Consider the following 15,504-nt stretch of genomic DNA (forward strand, 5'->3'; position numbering starts at 1 on the left):
TTGGGGTCTTAGTTGACCGCAGTCGCCTCGGGCGCGGCTTGTTGCTGCTGACGCAAGGCCATGTTCTGGCGGTAGATTGCCACGAAATCGATGCCATCGAGGGAGGGCGGCGGAAAGCCACCGTCGCGGGTCATGTCGTGCACGATGCGGCGCAGGAACGGGAACAGCTGGCGCGGGCACTCGATCATCAAGAAGGGCGAAAGCTGCGCTTCGGGGACGTTTTCGACCTGGAACAGACCCACATAGTCCAGCTCAAGCACGTAGAGCACCGGACCGTCGTTCTCAGTCGCTGCGTTGATCTTGAGCTTGATTGCGACTTCGTACTGGTTCTCAGCGGCGCGTTTTTTCGCGTCCAGACCGACTTGAATTTGGATCGCAGGCTTGCCTTCAGGGGTTTGGCCCTTTTGGAACAGCACGTTTTCAAACGACATGTCGCGGATGAATTGCGCGAGCAATTGCATTTTCACGGGGGCAGCAGCGCCCGCATCGGTTGGGGCTGCGCTTGGTGTTTCGGAAGCCTCGGCCATCGGTTTTCTCCTCAAGTGTCAAAGTTGCGGGCGTTTTACCAGCTTGTGCGCCGCTTCTCAATGCTCGCCGCGCCCCTCTCTGCTTGCCCTGCCCTGCTTAGTGACGTGTCCAGCCCGAGGGCCCGGACTTCGGGTCATGGGTGGGGGATTTGGCCGGTTCGATTTCCTCGAATTCACCGTCGATGACCGTGCCTTGCGCGGGGTTCTCGCGAAACGGATCGCCCGTATGATAGGTCGTTTGCTGCCCCATCGCAAAGCTCTGGACCTTCACGCGCTTGCGCAGAAATTGGAACACTGCGCTGCGCACCGGCGGGATCAGCAGGGCAAATCCGACCGCGTCGGTGAAAAATCCGGGGGTGAGAAGCAAGACGCCCGACACAAGGACCATGGCCCCATGCGCCAGCGGTTCAGTGGGGTCTTGGAGGGTGTTGAGCGATCCGCGCAATTGAGCCAACGCAAGAGCGCCCTGCTGGCGTACCATGTAAGTCCCTAAAATTGCGGTCAAAATAACAATGGCAAGCGTTGGGCCAAGCCCGATCAGCCCGCCAACCTGAACAAACAGCGCGATTTCGATGACGGGAACGGCGACGAACGCCAAAAAGAGCCACATGTTGATCCTTTCTCCTCCCTCAAAGCGGCGCAATTTCAACGATATAGAATAGCAGAATTGCCTGTCGCCCTGCGGTGGACTTGATGCCTTCGCTCGCCTACATATGTTCAGTGCACCCGTGTTGCTACCCGAACCGCCCGAAAAGAGGTCCAGATGAACCAATCCCTACTGTCGTTGATCGTGCTTGCAGGCATTGCGATCTTTCTGGTCGTTCGCTTGCGCAATGTACTGGGGACGCGCGAAGGCTTTGAAAAGCCGCCTGTTTCCGGTGCGGCGAGCGAGACATCGACACCCGCGCGCTTCGAGGTGATCGAAAACGAACCCGACCGTGATATCGTCGACAATGTCGAGGCCGGCACGCAAGTTGCCCAGACCTTGACCGCGATGAAGCTGGTCGAGCCGTCATTTTCAGTGAATGAATTCCTGCGCGGCGCGCGCGGGGCCTATGAAATGATCCTCATGGCCTTCGAGCGCGGCGATATGGACAGCGTCAAACCCTTCCTGTCCGAAGATGTGTTCGAGGCTTTCAGCGGTGTGGTGGATGATCGCAAGGCCAAAGGTCTGCGCGTTGAGGCCGAATTTGTCGGGCTGCGCGAATTGCAGATCATCGACGCCGAATTGCATCGTGATAGCCAGGAGGGCGAGATCAAAGTGCGCTTTGTCGGGGAGATCACCTATGCGGTCTACGACAACGCGGGCACTTTGGTGGATGGCTCTGTGCAGGACATCAAACGTCAGAAAGACATCTGGACCTTCGCGCGGGCGATGGGCAAAGACGATCCCAACTGGCAGCTTGTCGCCACTGGCGCATGACGGCGCGGCGCGCTCTTGCCTGTTTGGTCCTATGCGTCAGTGCGATCGCAGGATTGGGGAGCACCTCTGTGCGCGCGGATGAGCCAAGCTATACACTTTTGAGCTTTGATGACCTGAACGGTTGGGCTGCGGATGATATGTCTGCGGCCCTTGTGGCCTTCAACGGAACCTGTGATCTGATTGAGGGCGCGGAATGGCCGCAGCTTTGTGCGCTGGCCAAAACCGGTATCGAAGCCCGCGCGTTCTTCGAGCTGTTTTTCCGACCCGTTTTGATCGAGGACGGCACGCCGATGCTGTTTACGGGCTATTTTGAACCCGAACTGGATGGATCACGCTTTCGCACCGAGCGCTTTCGCTACCCGCTGTATCGCAAGCCCGCGGATCTTGGCACGCGGGACGGGTATTTCACCCGCCGCGAGATCGAAGCCGGAGCTTTGGCGGGGCGTGGGCTGGAACTGGTTTGGGTCGATGATCCGGTGGAACTGTTCTTTTTACAGGTTCAGGGATCGGGGCGGATCCGGTTTGCCGACGGCAGCGGCATGCGCGTGGGCTATGCCGCGGCGAACGGGCATCCCTATCGCTCGATCGGGCAGGAACTGGTGCGGCGTGGCGTCTTTGATATTCACCAGGTATCAGCGCAAGTGATCCGCACCTGGGTGCGCAACAACCCCTATGAGGGGGCGGAATTGCTGCGCTCCAGCCCCTCTTTCGTGTTTTTTCGCGAATATCGCAACCTCGGGTCCGCAACCGGTCCGATCGGCGCGATGAACCGCCCCGTTAGCGCGATGCGCACCGTGGCGGTCGATCCCGCCTACACGCCGCTTGGCGCACCGGTCTGGATCGAAAAATCCGGTGGTTTGAACCGCCTGATGGTCGCCCAGGACAAAGGCTCCGCGATCAAAGGCGCGCAACGCGCGGATATCTTTTTCGGCTCGGGGGATGCAGCGGGCGAGGCGGCGGGCACAATCAAGGATGGCGGGCGCATGGTTGTGTTGTTGCCGATCCAGACGGCCTATGCGCTATGCGAGGATGTGTCAGGATGACCCGACGGCGCAAACAACTGTCCGAGGAAGATAAGGAATTGTGGGATGCGGTGCGCCGCTCGACCAAGCCTTTGCATCCCGAACGCGCCGCCAGACCCGTGGTCGATCACACGGAATTCGACCCTAAACCGGCCAAAAACAACGTTTCCTTGCCGCGGTTCACGTTGGGCGAAAAGGCGCAAACGCGGGTGCCCCCGCATGATTTCGCCCCCTCTATTTCTGATCATCTCAAATCAGCACCCGTTCAGATGGACCGCAAAAAACACCAGCGGATGACCCGTGGAAAGCTGTCTCCCGAAGCGCGGATCGATTTGCACGGTATGACGATGGATGCCGCGCACCCTGCCCTGACGCGTTTTATCCTGTCGGCCCATGCGGACGACAAACGTCTGGTTCTGGTGATCACCGGCAAGGGAAAGCACCGCGATGAACCGGGTCCTATTCCGGTGCGGCGCGGCGTGTTGAAAAATCAGGTGCCGCACTGGCTGTCGCTTGCGCCGCTGCGGGCAGTGGTTTTGCAAGTCACCGAAGCTCACCTGAAACATGGCGGCTCCGGTGCCTATTACGTCTATCTGCGGCGTTAGACACGCAACCTACAGCATATAGCGGCTGACATCGGTGCTTTTGGCCATCTGCCCCAGGTTGGCTTCAACGAAGGTCTGGTCAACGGTTATCGCCTCGCCGCCGCGATCGGGCGCGGTAAAGCTGAGTTCTTCGAACACCCGTTCGATCACCGTGTAAAGCCGCCGCGCGCCGATATTTTCGACGCTGGAATTGACCTCGGCGGCGATACGCGCAAGTGCGGCGATCCCATCCTCGGTGAAGGTGACGCTGACCTCCTCCGTTTGCATCAAGGCGCGGTATTGCAACGTCAGCGCATTGTCGGTTTCCGTCAAAATACGCACAAAATCACTTTCGCTCAGCGCATTTAGCTCCACGCGGATCGGCAGCCGCCCCTGCAATTCCGGCAACAGATCGGACGGTTTGGCGATGTGAAACGCTCCAGAGGCAATGAAAAGGATGTGGTCGGTTTTCACTGCACCATGTTTTGTCGATACCGTCGTGCCCTCGATCAGGGGCAACAGGTCGCGCTGCACGCCTTCGCGGCTGACATCGCCGCCACGCGCATCCTGACGGGCGCAAACTTTGTCGATCTCGTCGATGAACACGATGCCGTTCTGTTCAACCGCCTCGACGGCGGCACGGGTCAGGGTCTCGTCATCCAAAAGCTTGTCAGCTTCCTCCGAAATCAGCACCTCGTAGCTTTCGGCAACGCTGAGGCGTTTGCGCAGCTTGCGCCCGCCAAAGGCTTTGCCGAACAGGTCGCCAAGGTTCATCATGCCGCCCATTTGTGGCTGTCCCGGTACCTCCATGCCGCCCAGGGGGTTGGAGGTATCCAAGACCTCCAATTCGATCATAGTAGAGTCTAATTCGCCGCTTTTAAGATTTTTGCGGAACATTTCGCGGGTCTGTTCGCGCGCATCGGTGCCTGCCAGCGCTTCGATCACGCGGTCCTCTGCGGCCTGATGCGCGGCCGCCTTGACGTCTTCGCGCATGTAGTCGCGCGTGTCGGCAATGGCAGTATCGACAAGGTCACGGATGATCTGTTCGACATCGCGACCGACATAGCCGACTTCGGTAAATTTGGTGGCTTCGACCTTGATGAACGGCGCGCGCGCAAGTTTGGCAAGGCGGCGCGAAATTTCGGTTTTGCCGACGCCCGTCGGCCCGATCATCAGGATATTTTTCGGATATACCTCGTCGCGCAGATCATCATTCAGTTTTTTGCGCCGCCAGCGGTTGCGCAGCGCGACCGCAACGGCGCGTTTGGCGTCTTTCTGACCGATGATGAAGCGGTCGAGTTCGGAGACGATTTCACGGGGCGTAAGGTCGGTCATTTGGAAATTTTCTCCACGGTAAGGTTGCCGTTTGTGTAGACGCAAATGTCAGAGGCAATCGCCATGGCTTTGCGGGCGATGGTTTCGGCGTCGAAATCGGTGTGCGAGAGGCCACGCGCGGCGGCGAGGGCAAAGTTCCCGCCCGATCCGATCGCCGCCACGTCATGTTCGGGTTCCAGAACATCGCCCGCGCCGGTGATCACCAAAAGGTCCGTGCCGTCAGTCACGATCAGCATCGCTTCCAGTTTTGACAGGTACTTGTCGGTGCGCCAGTCTTTGGCCAGTTCAACCGAGGCCCGCGCCAACTGACCGGGGGTTGCTTCCAATTTGGCTTCAAGGCGTTCAAGCAGCGTGAAGGCATCGGCGGTCGACCCTGCAAAGCCCGCGACAACCTCATGACCACCCGGGGACAGGCGCCGCACCTTGCGCGCTGTGCCTTTGATCACGGTCTGGCCTAGGCTAACTTGCCCGTCGCCCGCGATGACAACCTCATCGCCTTTGCGCACGCCAATAATGGTGGTGCCGTGCCAGCCTGGAAAATCGCTTTGGGACATGGGTCTCTCCTTGCTCGTGCCGTATCAGGGCCGCTCGGGGCCGTGTGTAGCTTTTGCCCTATATGGTCCTCACAAGCGGGTTCGACAACCATCGCGCTTGAGCAGCCTTTGAGCGCGCGGTAGCTTTTGCCCATGTCAGAGCGATCTTCTCATTCTACGGCGCATATTTTCCTGTCCGGTCCGCAACATGCGCGCGCGGTGAAGGGCAACCACCGTTTTGTCGCGCAAATCCGCACCGCTTTGCACAGCGTTGGTTGGGATAGCCAGTTGCGCGTCTCGGCCCTGTCTGATGTGTTGCAGGCCGCCGATGACAACCTGCATTCGCTGCACTACCGCGAAGAACCGCATCATCCGCGCGGCCTCAGTTTCCGCACCGCCTATTTCACGCCGTTCTGGAATATCGAGCGCACGAACGAGCGGTGGAACTACGCGATTGCCCATGAAGATTTCGACCCGAATGGCGTTGATCGGGACGATGCACAGCGGTTTTTGCAGCGCTGGAAACGCGAGGCATTCGGCTCTTTGGCGCTTGGGCAGGGGCAGGGGCAGGGTGGTTTTGTCTACGTGCCGCTGCAAGGCGTCCTGTTGAACCATCGGAGTTTTCAAAGCACGAGCCCCATCGACATGCTGCGCGCAGTGTTGAAACACGAGAAAACCCGCAAGGTGATCGCTGCGTTTCATCCGCGGGAATTCTACTCCGAGGAGGAACGGCGCGCCGTCGAGGCGCTGGCGCGCGCCGAGCCGCGTTTGGACCTGCGCGTGGGTCAGCGCGATGCGCTTTTGGCGGGCTGCGACTATATCGTGACCGAAAATTCATCTGTGGGCTTTGCGGGGTTGTTTTTCCACAAGCCGGTGGTGCTTTTTGCGCAGATCGATTTTCACCACATTTGCCTCAACGTGCGCGATCTTGGTGCCGAGGAAGCCATTCGCTTGGCTCCCGATCACGCGCCTGATTTTGCGGCCTATGTGACCTGGTTCTTGCGCCGACATGCGGTAAATGCCCGCCACCCAAGGGTCAGCGAATTGATTTTGAACCGTTTGCGGGCGGGAGGCTGGGCGCTGTAAGCGACCACGAAAAAGGGCGCCCCGCAGGACGCCCGATTTTCAGAACTTTGTACAAGAAATCAGATGACTTCTTCGATCCAGCTTTGCAGAGCCGCTTTGGGCGCCGCGCCGACTTTGTTGGAGACGACTTCACCATCTTTGAACATGAAGAGCGCCGGAATGCCGCGCACACCCATTTGGGCGGGGGAGTTCGGGTTTTCATCGACGTTCACTTTGACGATCTTGATCTTGCCTTCATAGGTCGCGCTCAGTTCTTCGAGAGCGGGGCCGATTTGTTTACACGGGCCGCACCATTCGGCCCAGAAATCCACAACGACCGGAATATCGGACTGGCGGACTTCGGTGTCGAAGGTGTCATCGGTGACGGGAACAGTTGCCATGATGGAACTCCTTGCTTGCTTGCGTTGACGGGAACGTATGTGCGCCTAGGGGCAGGGTCAATATGTGGCGGTGGAATGCAGGGCCTGCATCACCATGTCGTGGGGCAGCGACATCAACTTTCCTGTGCGAGTCCAAAGGATTGCCAGTTCGATATTTTTTGTCGGGTAAAGAGCGCCTAAGGCTTCGGCATATGCCCCCATTTGTCGCAACAGCCCGACGGGAGTCTGCGCCGCCAGATCGGGGACCACGGCGTTGGACTTGAAATCAACGACAAGCACCCGATCCGCTTCGACCAGAAGGCAGTCGACTTTCCCAAGCATTTGCCGCCCTTGCAGACTGGGCAGCGGGGCTGTGATCTCGGCTTCTGACAGGGCATTCTCGCCAAACAGAAAGGCCAGATCGGGGTTTTCCAGCACCGCGCTTGCCTCATCGAGCAATTCGATGACAGTTGCGTCCTCGGCCGTATCCGTGTCGCTCGACAGCAGGCTTTGAGCGATCTCGGGCCAGTCCTCGATCGGGTAGAGCGGCAGATGTTCGAGCAGCAGGTGCAGTTGCGACCCGCGCGCCATGGCGTCCTCGTCGTCAAGCGCGCCCGCACCGCCCAGGGCCTTGGCCCCGCCAAGTTTCGAGGGTGACACAAGCGGCGCGCCGGGTTGCGGCGAGGCGGCGGGCCGACGTAGCCAATCGGGGAGGGCAGCGGCCTGATGCGCGGGCGCGGGGGCATCGGCTGCGCCCGCCGCGCTTGCGGGCAGGGGCCATGTCCCGTGCTCAAAGCGGTGCAGCGTGCCAACGGGCGTGTTGATCGCCCTGGCCCCCGACGCCACCATCGCGCTGCGCAAAATATTGTACCAACTCGAGGTGTCATCCCCGCCCAGATCCCCCGCGCCCGCCACGATCAGCCATTTCTCGGCGCGCGAGGCGGCCACATAGAGCAGGCGGCGGCGTTCATCGTCCAGCTGCTGTTTCGCGGCGGCCAGACTTTCGACGGTTTGATCGGGTTGGTCTTCGCTGCGCGGCGTCCAGATTGCCTGACCTGCCCCGAGTTCGCTGACTTTGCCCAGCGTCAGCGCGCGCGGTTTATGCGTGTCGGGCATGAAAACAATCGGCGCTTCCAAACCTTTGGACCCGTGCACGGTCATCACCCGCACCTGATCGGAGGCGGTGTCCGGCTGGCGCTTGATTTTCACCTCTTCGGAGGCGAGCCAGCCCAGAAACCCGGCCAGACTTGGCACTTCGCCCATTTCGTAGGTCAGCGCCTGATCCAGCAAAGCATCAATCCCGTCCTCTGCCTCGATGCCGAGGCGGGCGATCAATTTGCGCCGCCCGTCAAAGCGCGTGAGGATCATTTCGATCAACTCGAACGGACGCAGGTAGTCGGCGTTGTCACGCAGGGTATTCAGCACCTCAAAGGTTTCGGGAAATTCGGCGCGGCGTTCGTAAAGTTCGCGCCACAACTGGCTGCGCCCGCGTTCGTGCGCCAGATCGTAGAGCTGTGCTTCGGACCAGCCAAACAGCGGCGACCGCAGCGCGCTGGCCAGCGACAGATCGTCGTCCGAGGTGTTGAGAAAGGCCAGAACGGCGAGAATGTCACGCACGCCCAGCTCGTCATTCATCACCAGAACGTCCGCACCGGCGATCTCGACCCCCTCTTGTTTGCAGGCGCGGATCAGATGTTTGAAAATGCCCTGCCGTCCGCGCACGAGGATCAAAATGTCGCCAAAGCGCACCGGACGCGCGGCCGCGTTGGACCCGATCCATTCCTCCTTCGTCATCCGCTTGATTTCGCGGGCAATGTCACGGGCAAGGCGGGGAAAATGGTGGTTTGCGGCGGGCGCGTCGACGGGATCGCTCCAGTCCTTGGGGTCTTCGCTTTCTTCCTTTTCCACGGGGGACCACAGGTCGACACGTCCGGGCATCGCATCGTGAAAGGCGAGGTGTTTGGTCGGGCCGCCGACACCGCCGCCTTTGGTTACGTCAAAGACCTGATCGATGAAGCGCAAAATGGCGGGGGAGGAGCGGAAGGAAAAGTCGAGCGACAGTTCCTGAAACGTCTTGCCGATGGCCTCAAGCCGCTCTTTGAACAGAGCGCTCATATCGGTAAAGCCCGATGGATCGGCCCCCTGAAAGGAATAGATCGATTGTTTGACATCCCCGACGACAAAAATCGTGCGATCGACTTCGCGCGCGCCTTCGCCAGAGGTAAATTCCTGCGCCAAAAGCTGGATCACGCGCCACTGGTCTGGGCTGGTGTCCTGCGCCTCGTCGAGCAGGATGTGGTCGATGCCGCCATCCAGCCGGTACAGGACCCATTGCGCCACGTTAGGGTCTGTTAGCAACAAGCGTGCGCGGTGGATAAGGTCGTCAAAATCAAGCACGCCAAGCAGTTGTTTGCGGGCCTCGAATGCAGGGATAAACGCGCGGGCGAAATGGTGCAGCGCTTGGGTGCGACGCGCCAATGTCAGCCCGTTGCGCAGATTGCGCGCGGCTTCGACGCGCTGCATCAGGCTTTCGAGGCGTCGCAGCGCATCACCCTGTTGCGTCACCAGTTTTTTGGTCGGCAAGCCACTATGGGTTGCACCGAATTTGCTCGAAAAGGGGGACTTGGACCCTGATCCGCTTAACAGCGTGCTGCACATGCTTTCCAAAAGCGCCGAGTTGCGCGGCGCACCGATCCACTGATGCAGCACATCGGCAGCTTTGACATCGGTTTTATTATCGGAACCGGCCATCAGCGTGACGGCTTCGCTCAAAGCTGCATCCTCGTCGCCCAGAAAGACGCTATCCATCAACGCCTGTTCGTCGAACCCTTCGCCAAGCTCGAACCAGCTCCAGATGTCGCCTTGCGTGGGCATCGCCATGAAGGCATCGCGGTATTTCAGGATGTTTGCGATCAGCCCGACCAGATCCTCTTCGGTGTAATATTTCACCAATCCGTCAAAAGCATCGCGATCCGGCCCCTGCGCGATCAGCTCCAGCACGTCGCGGATCAACAGGTTGCTCGCGCGTTCATCCAGCTCGCGAAACTGCGGCGAAACACCGGCCTCAAGCGGAAAACGCCGCAATAGAGACGCACAAAACGAGTGAATGGTCTGAATTTTCAAACCGCCGGGGGTCTCGATGGCGCGGGCGAACAGGGTGCGGGCATTGGCGAGGTCGTCATCGCTTAGGGCATGACCCGCGCCCAGATCGTCCAGTTCGGCGCGCAGGGCATCGTTGGACTTCATCGCCCAAGACCCGAGCCGTTTGAACAGGCGGTTCTGCATCTCGCTTGCGGCGGCCTTGGTGTAGGTCAGGCACAGGATGCGTTGGGGCATGACCCGATCCAGCAGCAACCGCGCGACGCGATCGGTGAGCACGCGGGTCTTGCCCGATCCGGCATTGGCCGAGAGCCAGGTCGAGGCCTGGGGATTGGCCGCCTCGATCTGGCGGCGCGTGGCGTCATTCACGGGGCTGGTCATGGGAGATCCTCCGGCACGGCGTCATCGCTGTCTTCCCATTCCCCGAACCGCGCAAGATGATCATAGCCGAAATCATACCCCATCTGCTCCATCGCACGTCGGGCGGTATAGCCTTTGTCGAGCGCGTCATAAGCAGAGATCAGTGCGATGAGTTCGTGTCGGGTTGTGTGGACATGATCACGGTCAAACACGATTTCTGTTGTCTTTGGAATTGACCCTAACCCAAGGTATTGGGCGTGGGTGACACGTCCTGCGGGCAGCTTTTCAAAATGACCGTCCTCGACCATCATCGCTTCAAGATGCAGCTGCACATTGAATTTTTTTAACTGGCTTTTGCTGGGCGGTGATGAGGCCTTGTAGTCGTAGATCAGGTAACTGCCATCCTCGGCGCGATCAATCCGGTCGGCTTTTCCGCGCAGCGAAAAGTCGATTTCTGGCAGATGCATCTCGCCTTTGTCCTCGATGGCAACCGGCGTGCCCCGCGCGCGGCGCGCATTTTCCGTTGCGATGAAATAGTCGGCGATGCGCGCGATCCGCGCAAGCCAGATGCGTTGCGCGCTGGGCCATGGTACATCTTCTTCCAGCACTTTCTGGGCGATGCCAAGCAGGCGCGCGCGGGCTTGCGCCAAGGGTTCATCGCGGTGAACCTCGACATATTCTTCGACAATGCGGTGGATCACGATGCCCCGCAGGCGGGGATCGGGATCTTTGGCCAGCGCGTTGAGCGGCTCGAGTTTCAGCACACGTTCGGCGTAAATCGCATAAGGGTCGCGGATCAGGCGCTCGACCTTGGTCACCGACAGTTGGCGCGGGCGCGCCGCCAGTGGCGGGCGCGGGGAGGGGCGTGTTGCACGTGGAACACTTGCATCCGGCTTTTCCAACCGTTCGGCCATTTCGACCCAAACGCGGCCCTTTTCCTCGATCTCGACCAGCGTCTCGCGCCCTGCCTGCGACATGCCTTCCATCAGGTTGGTGAGCCGGTTCACCCAGCGCGATGCCACGGTTTCGGCCTCGGCATTGCGGATGGCGCGGCTCAGGACCACTTCGTTGCTGCCCATGGCTTGCTGGAAATCATGCGCGGCAAGACCCACGCGCTGCTCGGGCGAAACAAGGCCGCAAGCTGTGCGCATCTGTCGGCTCAACCAGGGATCGGGGGGCGGCAGAGAGGGCCAGGTGCCGTCGTTCAACCCGCCAAGCACCACAAGGTCGCACCCGCCAACCCGCGCTTCCAGGGTTCCCAGAATGCGGACTTTGGGGTGGGGTTCGTTGGGATCACGCGCCTCGGCGCGCGCCAAAAGAGCGCGGATCATCGCGCTGAAATCTGACGGGGACAAGGTGCCGCCATAAGGCGCTTCACGGGTCAGCTCGGTGATGACTTTCCGGGCTTCGTGACCGGCCTTTTTCGACCAGAGTTCACGGTCATCATGGCCATCGGCCCCCCCCACGAGGCTGCGGGATGCGGCAAGAAGGTGATCAAGATGGGCACTGAGGCTGCGATCTGTGACGGGTTCGAACCCCTCGATCACATCGCTGATCCACCGGACCCACGCCATGCGCCCGTCATCGACCTCGCGCTGTGCGGCCCAATGCACCAGCGCCGTGCGGTCGGGAAACGCGGGGCCGTTGCGCCGCAACGCCCCTTCAAGCTGGCGCACCCACAGCATGTGATAGCCGCGGCCCTCCTGCTTGGGCCCTTGAAGTTCGGCTTCGCGTTCGGCCGCGCGTGTCACCCCGGCGACCAGCGGGTGTTTCAACAGGGACAAAAGGTCTTCAGCGGTCAATTTTCGCCCGAATAGGGTCGAAATCTGACGAAACAACCGACCCGGCGCGGTCTGACCCAAGGGGACACCGCCACTGTCATCCGGTTCGATATTCCAGCGGTGCAGCGCGGCTGTGACACGCCGCGCGAGCGTGCGATCGGGGGTGATCAGGGCAGAGGTTTTTCCGCGTTCCAGCGCATCGCGCAAAACGCAGGCAATCGAGAGGGCTTCGATCCTCGGGGAAGGCGCTTTAAGCAGCGTTAGACCCTGTGTCGCGGCATCAAGACCTGAAAATTTCGGCCCTTCAATCATCCATTGATCCGTGACGGGCGCGGGCCGTAGCGCAAGCGAAACAAGGGCGTTTCGTGCCGGTTGTGTTTCACTGTCCTGCCACAGCGCAATTTGTGTCGGCGCGATAGTCAGGGCGCGGCAGAGTGTGACGAAGCGGTATTGCGGATGGTCGTGAGTCTCATCCGCCGCCATCCGGTCCCACACCGCGCGCGGCAGATGGGGATCAAAGCCGGGTAAAACCACCGCGCCCTGAGGCAAGCGCGCGACCGCCTGCATCAACAGGGCGGTGGCACCGCGCGAGCCCGTGGAGCCCGCGATGATAATCGGGTGTTGGGGCGGGGTGCTCTGCCATAGCTCGACAAGGGTTTCGACAACGCGGCGAAAGCGCGCTTCGGCCATGGGGGGCTGGGCGCTGTCATCTCCGAAAAACTGTTCGACGATTTGCAAAAACTTGCGCGCGCGATCCCAATGGCCTGATTGATCCGGCACGTCGAGCGTTTGCAGGACCGAGGGGGCGATCCCTTCGTCGTGCATTTCCGCGAGTAAACCGGCAAGGCTGTTGGCAAGGTCGAAAATCGACGCCCGCGCCGCCAGATCCGGTTCGCGGTCCAGCAGCGCGGTGACCAGTTGCGAAAGTTCCAAGCGGCGACGCAGGCTGGAGACCGCCGGTTCGATATGGCGAAACGGCAAATCGCGCGCGAGTTGGGTCACAAGGCGGATGCGCGGCAACAGGCGCGCGCCGTTTTGGGAAAAACACTCTTTGAGGCGCCGCTCCATCCGTGTGGTGTTCACGTAAATTTCGACCCGCGCGAGGGCCTCGGGCGCCAGATCCGCCGTGCGCGCCAGCACGCCTTGGGCAAGCTGCGACGGGAAATCGGCACCCGCGGTCAGACCAAAGACCCGTGGCGTGTCGCTGGCGCTAAACATGCCGCTGCCCCGCCAGCATGTCTTCCGCAATCGCGAGTCCTTTCGGGTGGCCCACATCGCACCAAAGCCCGTCGTGGTAGGTCCCAAACAGGCGCCCGCGCGCAATCATCTTTTCCCACAGCAGGTTGAGCGAAAACGCGGGCTCGGCAATTTGGTCAATCCCGATGGGGTTGATGATCTGCGCACCGGTGTAAACGGCCCCCCGCCCGCGCGTGAGCCGTCCAGATGTGTCCATTTCGAAATCGCCCCCGCCGGTATGGCCACGGGTCTGCGACGGGCGCGCGAGCAACAAGAGCGCATCCATTTTTTCAGGATCCCAGGCGCGCAAAAGCTGCGTCGCAGCCGCTGTCCCCGTCCAGACGGCGTCGGTGTTCATCGTAAAAACCGGCCCATCGCCAAGGATCGGCAGCGCATTTCGCAATCCTCCTCCGGTTTCCAGAATGTCGGGAAATTCGCGTATCGTTTGAACGCCGCGCGCATGAAGATGGGTCTCCAGCGCGTCGGGGCGGTAGTGCAGGTTGGCAAGCTTGCGATCGACCTGCGCCATTTGGGCGATGGCATGGTCGATCAGAGGTTGCCCTGCGACCGGGATCATCGGCTTGGGCTGACTGTTTGTCAAAGCGCCCATGCGCGTGCCAAAACCAGCGGCGAAAAACATTACGGATGAGGGACTGTTGCGCATTTTTCTTTCAATTTTGTAAGGGCATCAGGGGTCGGTGGGGGCAGGTCACGCAACACGATCCTGTGCAGGTCCCCAAGGGCCGGATGCGAGAGGTCCTGCATCAAAAGCGCCCAGGTGCGGGGGATGAAATCGACGTAATGCGGTTTGCCGAAATGCATGGAAAGCCGCGCAAACACAAACAAAATCCGCAAATTGCGCTGGGCTGCACATAGATGCGCGGCAAGGCGGAACTCCTGCAGGTTCGCGCCGGAAATATCGCAGTAATGCACAATCATTTCGTCGCGAAGCGCCGGGGTAACGTCACGCCGGACATCTTCGGAAAGCGACACAAGATCATAGGCAGGGTGGCCGACCATCGCGTCCTGAAAGTCGAGCAGCCCGACTTTGGCAACACCGTCACGTTCGGGAAGCCAGAGCAGGTTCTCTGCATGAAAATCACGCAAAATAGTAACCTTGTGATCGGAAATTCGCGCCAGCGCGGTCTGCATGGCGTCGTGCAATTCGGCCTGCCCGTCCGGAGCAGCAGTGTCGAGAATGCCGGCGCGATACCAGGGGTAGGTCTGTGCGGCGAGATCGGCCATGACGCTGGCGTAGGGGTGCAACATGGCGGGAGGGTTTGCCTGATGCAATCTGTAGAGCGCCTCGGTCGCGGCCAGATAGAGCGGGCGTTCAAGCGCTTTGTCGCGGCTCACCTCGCGGGCAAAAAGCGCATCGCCGAGGTCCTCGAGGATTAAAAACCCGTTTTCGAGGTCCTGCGCGAAGATGTCTGGCGCCGACAGGCCGATGCCTTTGAGAAACTGCGCCATTTCGATGAAACTATCGGTCTTTTCGCCCTTTCCGGGCGCAGCGTTCATCAAGATGACGGAGGCGCCGGTTGTCGGGTGGATCAGTCGCTCGTAGCTGCGGGTGGAGGCGTCCGCCGTCATGGGGTGGCGTGTAAAATCGGCCCAGTCGCTGTGGGCAAGGAAGTGATCGGCAAGCATGGCGCGGGTGGTCATGGGGCAAAGCTTTGCAGTTGGGCGCGCAGCTGTTTTGCGCGCGGGCCTGTGGCGTGAATGTCGAGGATACGGTCGCTTTCCCCGGAGCCCTGCCTGAAATCGAGCAAAAGCGCGTCCGGCGGGGTGAGGTCGCCAAGGCGATCAGGCCATTCAATCAGGCACAGGCCCGTCTCAAAGGCGTCGGTCAGGCCAAGTTCGCCCGCCTCGTCAGGATGGCTGAGGCGGTAGAGATCGGCATGCCAGATTTCGAAATCCGGCGCGTCATAGGTTTGCACAAGCGTGAAGGTCGGGGAGGGGACCTCTTGGGCCTCATGGGTCAGAGCGCGGATCAAGCATCTGGAAAAGAAAGATTTTCCGGCACCAATCTCCCCCTGTAGCAGCAGGATGTCCCCCACCTCAAGCAGCGGTGCAAGGGATTGGGCGAGCGCGCGCGTGTCGTGCTCGCTTGAGAGAATGAGGGGAGGGCTTGGCGCGCGTTGCATGGGTGCAGTTTTGAC

Annotated in this window: 14 protein-coding genes; 4 read left to right on the forward strand and 10 right to left on the reverse strand. The window is 60.5% G+C overall.

The genetic code is table 11. From position 1 onward, the window contains the following. Positions 1–8: 8 nt before the first annotated feature. Together secB and AQS8620_RS00580 are read right to left on the reverse strand one after the other, a co-directional pair. Positions 9–527: a protein-export chaperone SecB gene (secB, locus tag AQS8620_RS00575; protein WP_085834878.1), complete on the reverse strand. Its 519-nt coding sequence runs from the start codon at positions 525–527 to the stop codon at positions 9–11. 97 nt (positions 528–624) lie between these two features. Then, the gene (locus AQS8620_RS00580; RefSeq protein ID WP_085834879.1) at positions 625–1,137 is read right to left on the reverse strand and encodes an FxsA family protein; all 513 of its coding nucleotides are present in this window, start codon (positions 1,135–1,137) and stop codon (positions 625–627) included. Between the two features lie 153 nt (positions 1,138–1,290). Here AQS8620_RS00580 and AQS8620_RS00585 point away from each other — a divergent pair, with 153 nt between their 5' ends. Genes AQS8620_RS00585 through AQS8620_RS00595 form a run of 3 tightly spaced genes read left to right on the forward strand, consistent with a single transcriptional unit; the run spans position 1,291 to position 3,577 of the window. Then, entirely contained in the window at positions 1,291–1,950 is a 660-nt protein-coding gene (locus AQS8620_RS00585; protein WP_085834880.1) for a Tim44/TimA family putative adaptor protein, read from the forward strand. Then, complete coding sequence (gene mltA / locus AQS8620_RS00590) at positions 1,947–2,993, forward strand: murein transglycosylase A (RefSeq protein ID WP_085834881.1); 1,047 nt, start codon at positions 1,947–1,949, stop codon at positions 2,991–2,993. The genes AQS8620_RS00585 and mltA overlap by 4 nt, the downstream gene beginning before the upstream one ends. After that, entirely contained in the window at positions 2,990–3,577 is a 588-nt protein-coding gene (locus tag AQS8620_RS00595) for a Smr/MutS family protein (protein ID WP_085834882.1), read from the forward strand. Before mltA ends, AQS8620_RS00595 begins: the two co-directional genes overlap by 4 nt. A 9-nt stretch (positions 3,578–3,586) precedes the next feature. On the opposite strand, the gene hslU is transcribed toward AQS8620_RS00595, so the two are convergent. Together hslU and hslV are read right to left on the reverse strand one after the other, a co-directional pair. Continuing rightward, positions 3,587–4,891, reverse strand: coding sequence for an ATP-dependent protease ATPase subunit HslU (gene hslU / locus AQS8620_RS00600; protein ID WP_085834883.1), 1,305 nt, complete (start codon positions 4,889–4,891; stop codon positions 3,587–3,589). Further along, positions 4,888–5,445, reverse strand: coding sequence for an ATP-dependent protease subunit HslV (gene hslV, locus AQS8620_RS00605; RefSeq protein WP_085834884.1), 558 nt, complete (start codon positions 5,443–5,445; stop codon positions 4,888–4,890). The genes hslU and hslV overlap by 4 nt, the downstream gene beginning before the upstream one ends. Before the next feature lie 132 nt (positions 5,446–5,577). Here hslV and AQS8620_RS00610 point away from each other — a divergent pair, with 132 nt between their 5' ends. After that, positions 5,578–6,510, forward strand: coding sequence for a hypothetical protein (locus tag AQS8620_RS00610; protein ID WP_143267367.1), 933 nt, complete (start codon positions 5,578–5,580; stop codon positions 6,508–6,510). 59 nt (positions 6,511–6,569) lie between these two features. Here AQS8620_RS00610 and trxA read toward each other — a convergent pair whose 3' ends face one another. From trxA to tsaE, 6 genes are read right to left on the reverse strand one after another with little or no spacing between them, the layout of a single operon-like run. Beyond that, positions 6,570–6,890 (reverse strand): thioredoxin, encoded by a 321-nt coding sequence (trxA, locus tag AQS8620_RS00615; protein ID WP_085834886.1) that lies wholly within the window; start codon positions 6,888–6,890, stop codon positions 6,570–6,572. Positions 6,891–6,947: 57 nt separating this feature from the next. After that, a complete protein-coding gene (gene addA / locus AQS8620_RS00620; protein WP_085834887.1) occupies positions 6,948–10,349 on the reverse strand; it encodes a double-strand break repair helicase AddA in 3,402 nt (1,133 codons plus the stop codon). After that, on the reverse strand, positions 10,346–13,327 hold the full coding sequence (addB, locus tag AQS8620_RS00625) for a double-strand break repair protein AddB (protein WP_085834888.1): 2,982 nt from the start codon (positions 13,325–13,327) through the stop codon (positions 10,346–10,348). The genes addA and addB overlap by 4 nt, the downstream gene beginning before the upstream one ends. After that, complete coding sequence (locus AQS8620_RS00630; RefSeq protein WP_085834889.1) at positions 13,320–14,009, reverse strand: nucleotidyltransferase family protein; 690 nt, start codon at positions 14,007–14,009, stop codon at positions 13,320–13,322. Before AQS8620_RS00630 ends, addB begins: the two co-directional genes overlap by 8 nt. Further along, a complete protein-coding gene (locus AQS8620_RS00635) occupies positions 13,985–15,007 on the reverse strand; it encodes an aminoglycoside phosphotransferase family protein (RefSeq protein ID WP_085834890.1) in 1,023 nt (340 codons plus the stop codon). The genes AQS8620_RS00630 and AQS8620_RS00635 overlap by 25 nt, the downstream gene beginning before the upstream one ends. Continuing rightward, the gene (gene tsaE, locus AQS8620_RS00640; protein ID WP_085834891.1) at positions 15,004–15,489 is read right to left on the reverse strand and encodes a tRNA (adenosine(37)-N6)-threonylcarbamoyltransferase complex ATPase subunit type 1 TsaE; all 486 of its coding nucleotides are present in this window, start codon (positions 15,487–15,489) and stop codon (positions 15,004–15,006) included. Before tsaE ends, AQS8620_RS00635 begins: the two co-directional genes overlap by 4 nt. Positions 15,490–15,504: the final 15 nt, after the last annotated feature.

The organism is Aquimixticola soesokkakensis (assembly GCF_900172375.1).
In the GTDB taxonomy this organism is placed as follows: domain Bacteria; phylum Pseudomonadota; class Alphaproteobacteria; order Rhodobacterales; family Rhodobacteraceae; genus Aquimixticola; species Aquimixticola soesokkakensis.

Bases quoted from the DNA above. Each gene is read 5' to 3' on its own strand.
- AQS8620_RS00630 (WP_085834889.1), bottom strand. From the start codon at position 14,009: ATGCGCAACAGTCCCTCATCCGTAATGTTTTTCGCCGCTGGTTTTGGC.
- AQS8620_RS00635 (WP_085834890.1), bottom strand. From the start codon at position 15,007: ATGACCACCCGCGCCATGCTTGCCGATCACTTCCTTGCCCACAGCGAC.
- AQS8620_RS00610 (WP_143267367.1), top strand. From the start codon at position 5,578: ATGTCAGAGCGATCTTCTCATTCTACGGCGCATATTTTCCTGTCCGGT.
- hslV (WP_085834884.1), bottom strand. From the start codon at position 5,445: ATGTCCCAAAGCGATTTTCCAGGCTGGCACGGCACCACCATTATTGGC.
- addA (WP_085834887.1), bottom strand. From the start codon at position 10,349: ATGACCAGCCCCGTGAATGACGCCACGCGCCGCCAGATCGAGGCGGCC.
- hslU (WP_085834883.1), bottom strand. From the start codon at position 4,891: ATGACCGACCTTACGCCCCGTGAAATCGTCTCCGAACTCGACCGCTTC.
- secB (WP_085834878.1), bottom strand. From the start codon at position 527: ATGGCCGAGGCTTCCGAAACACCAAGCGCAGCCCCAACCGATGCGGGC.
- AQS8620_RS00595 (WP_085834882.1), top strand. From the start codon at position 2,990: ATGACCCGACGGCGCAAACAACTGTCCGAGGAAGATAAGGAATTGTGG.
- tsaE (WP_085834891.1), bottom strand. From the start codon at position 15,489: ATGCAACGCGCGCCAAGCCCTCCCCTCATTCTCTCAAGCGAGCACGAC.
- trxA (WP_085834886.1), bottom strand. From the start codon at position 6,890: ATGGCAACTGTTCCCGTCACCGATGACACCTTCGACACCGAAGTCCGC.
- AQS8620_RS00585 (WP_085834880.1), top strand. From the start codon at position 1,291: ATGAACCAATCCCTACTGTCGTTGATCGTGCTTGCAGGCATTGCGATC.
- addB (WP_085834888.1), bottom strand. From the start codon at position 13,327: ATGTTTAGCGCCAGCGACACGCCACGGGTCTTTGGTCTGACCGCGGGT.
- mltA (WP_085834881.1), top strand. From the start codon at position 1,947: ATGACGGCGCGGCGCGCTCTTGCCTGTTTGGTCCTATGCGTCAGTGCG.
- AQS8620_RS00580 (WP_085834879.1), bottom strand. From the start codon at position 1,137: ATGTGGCTCTTTTTGGCGTTCGTCGCCGTTCCCGTCATCGAAATCGCG.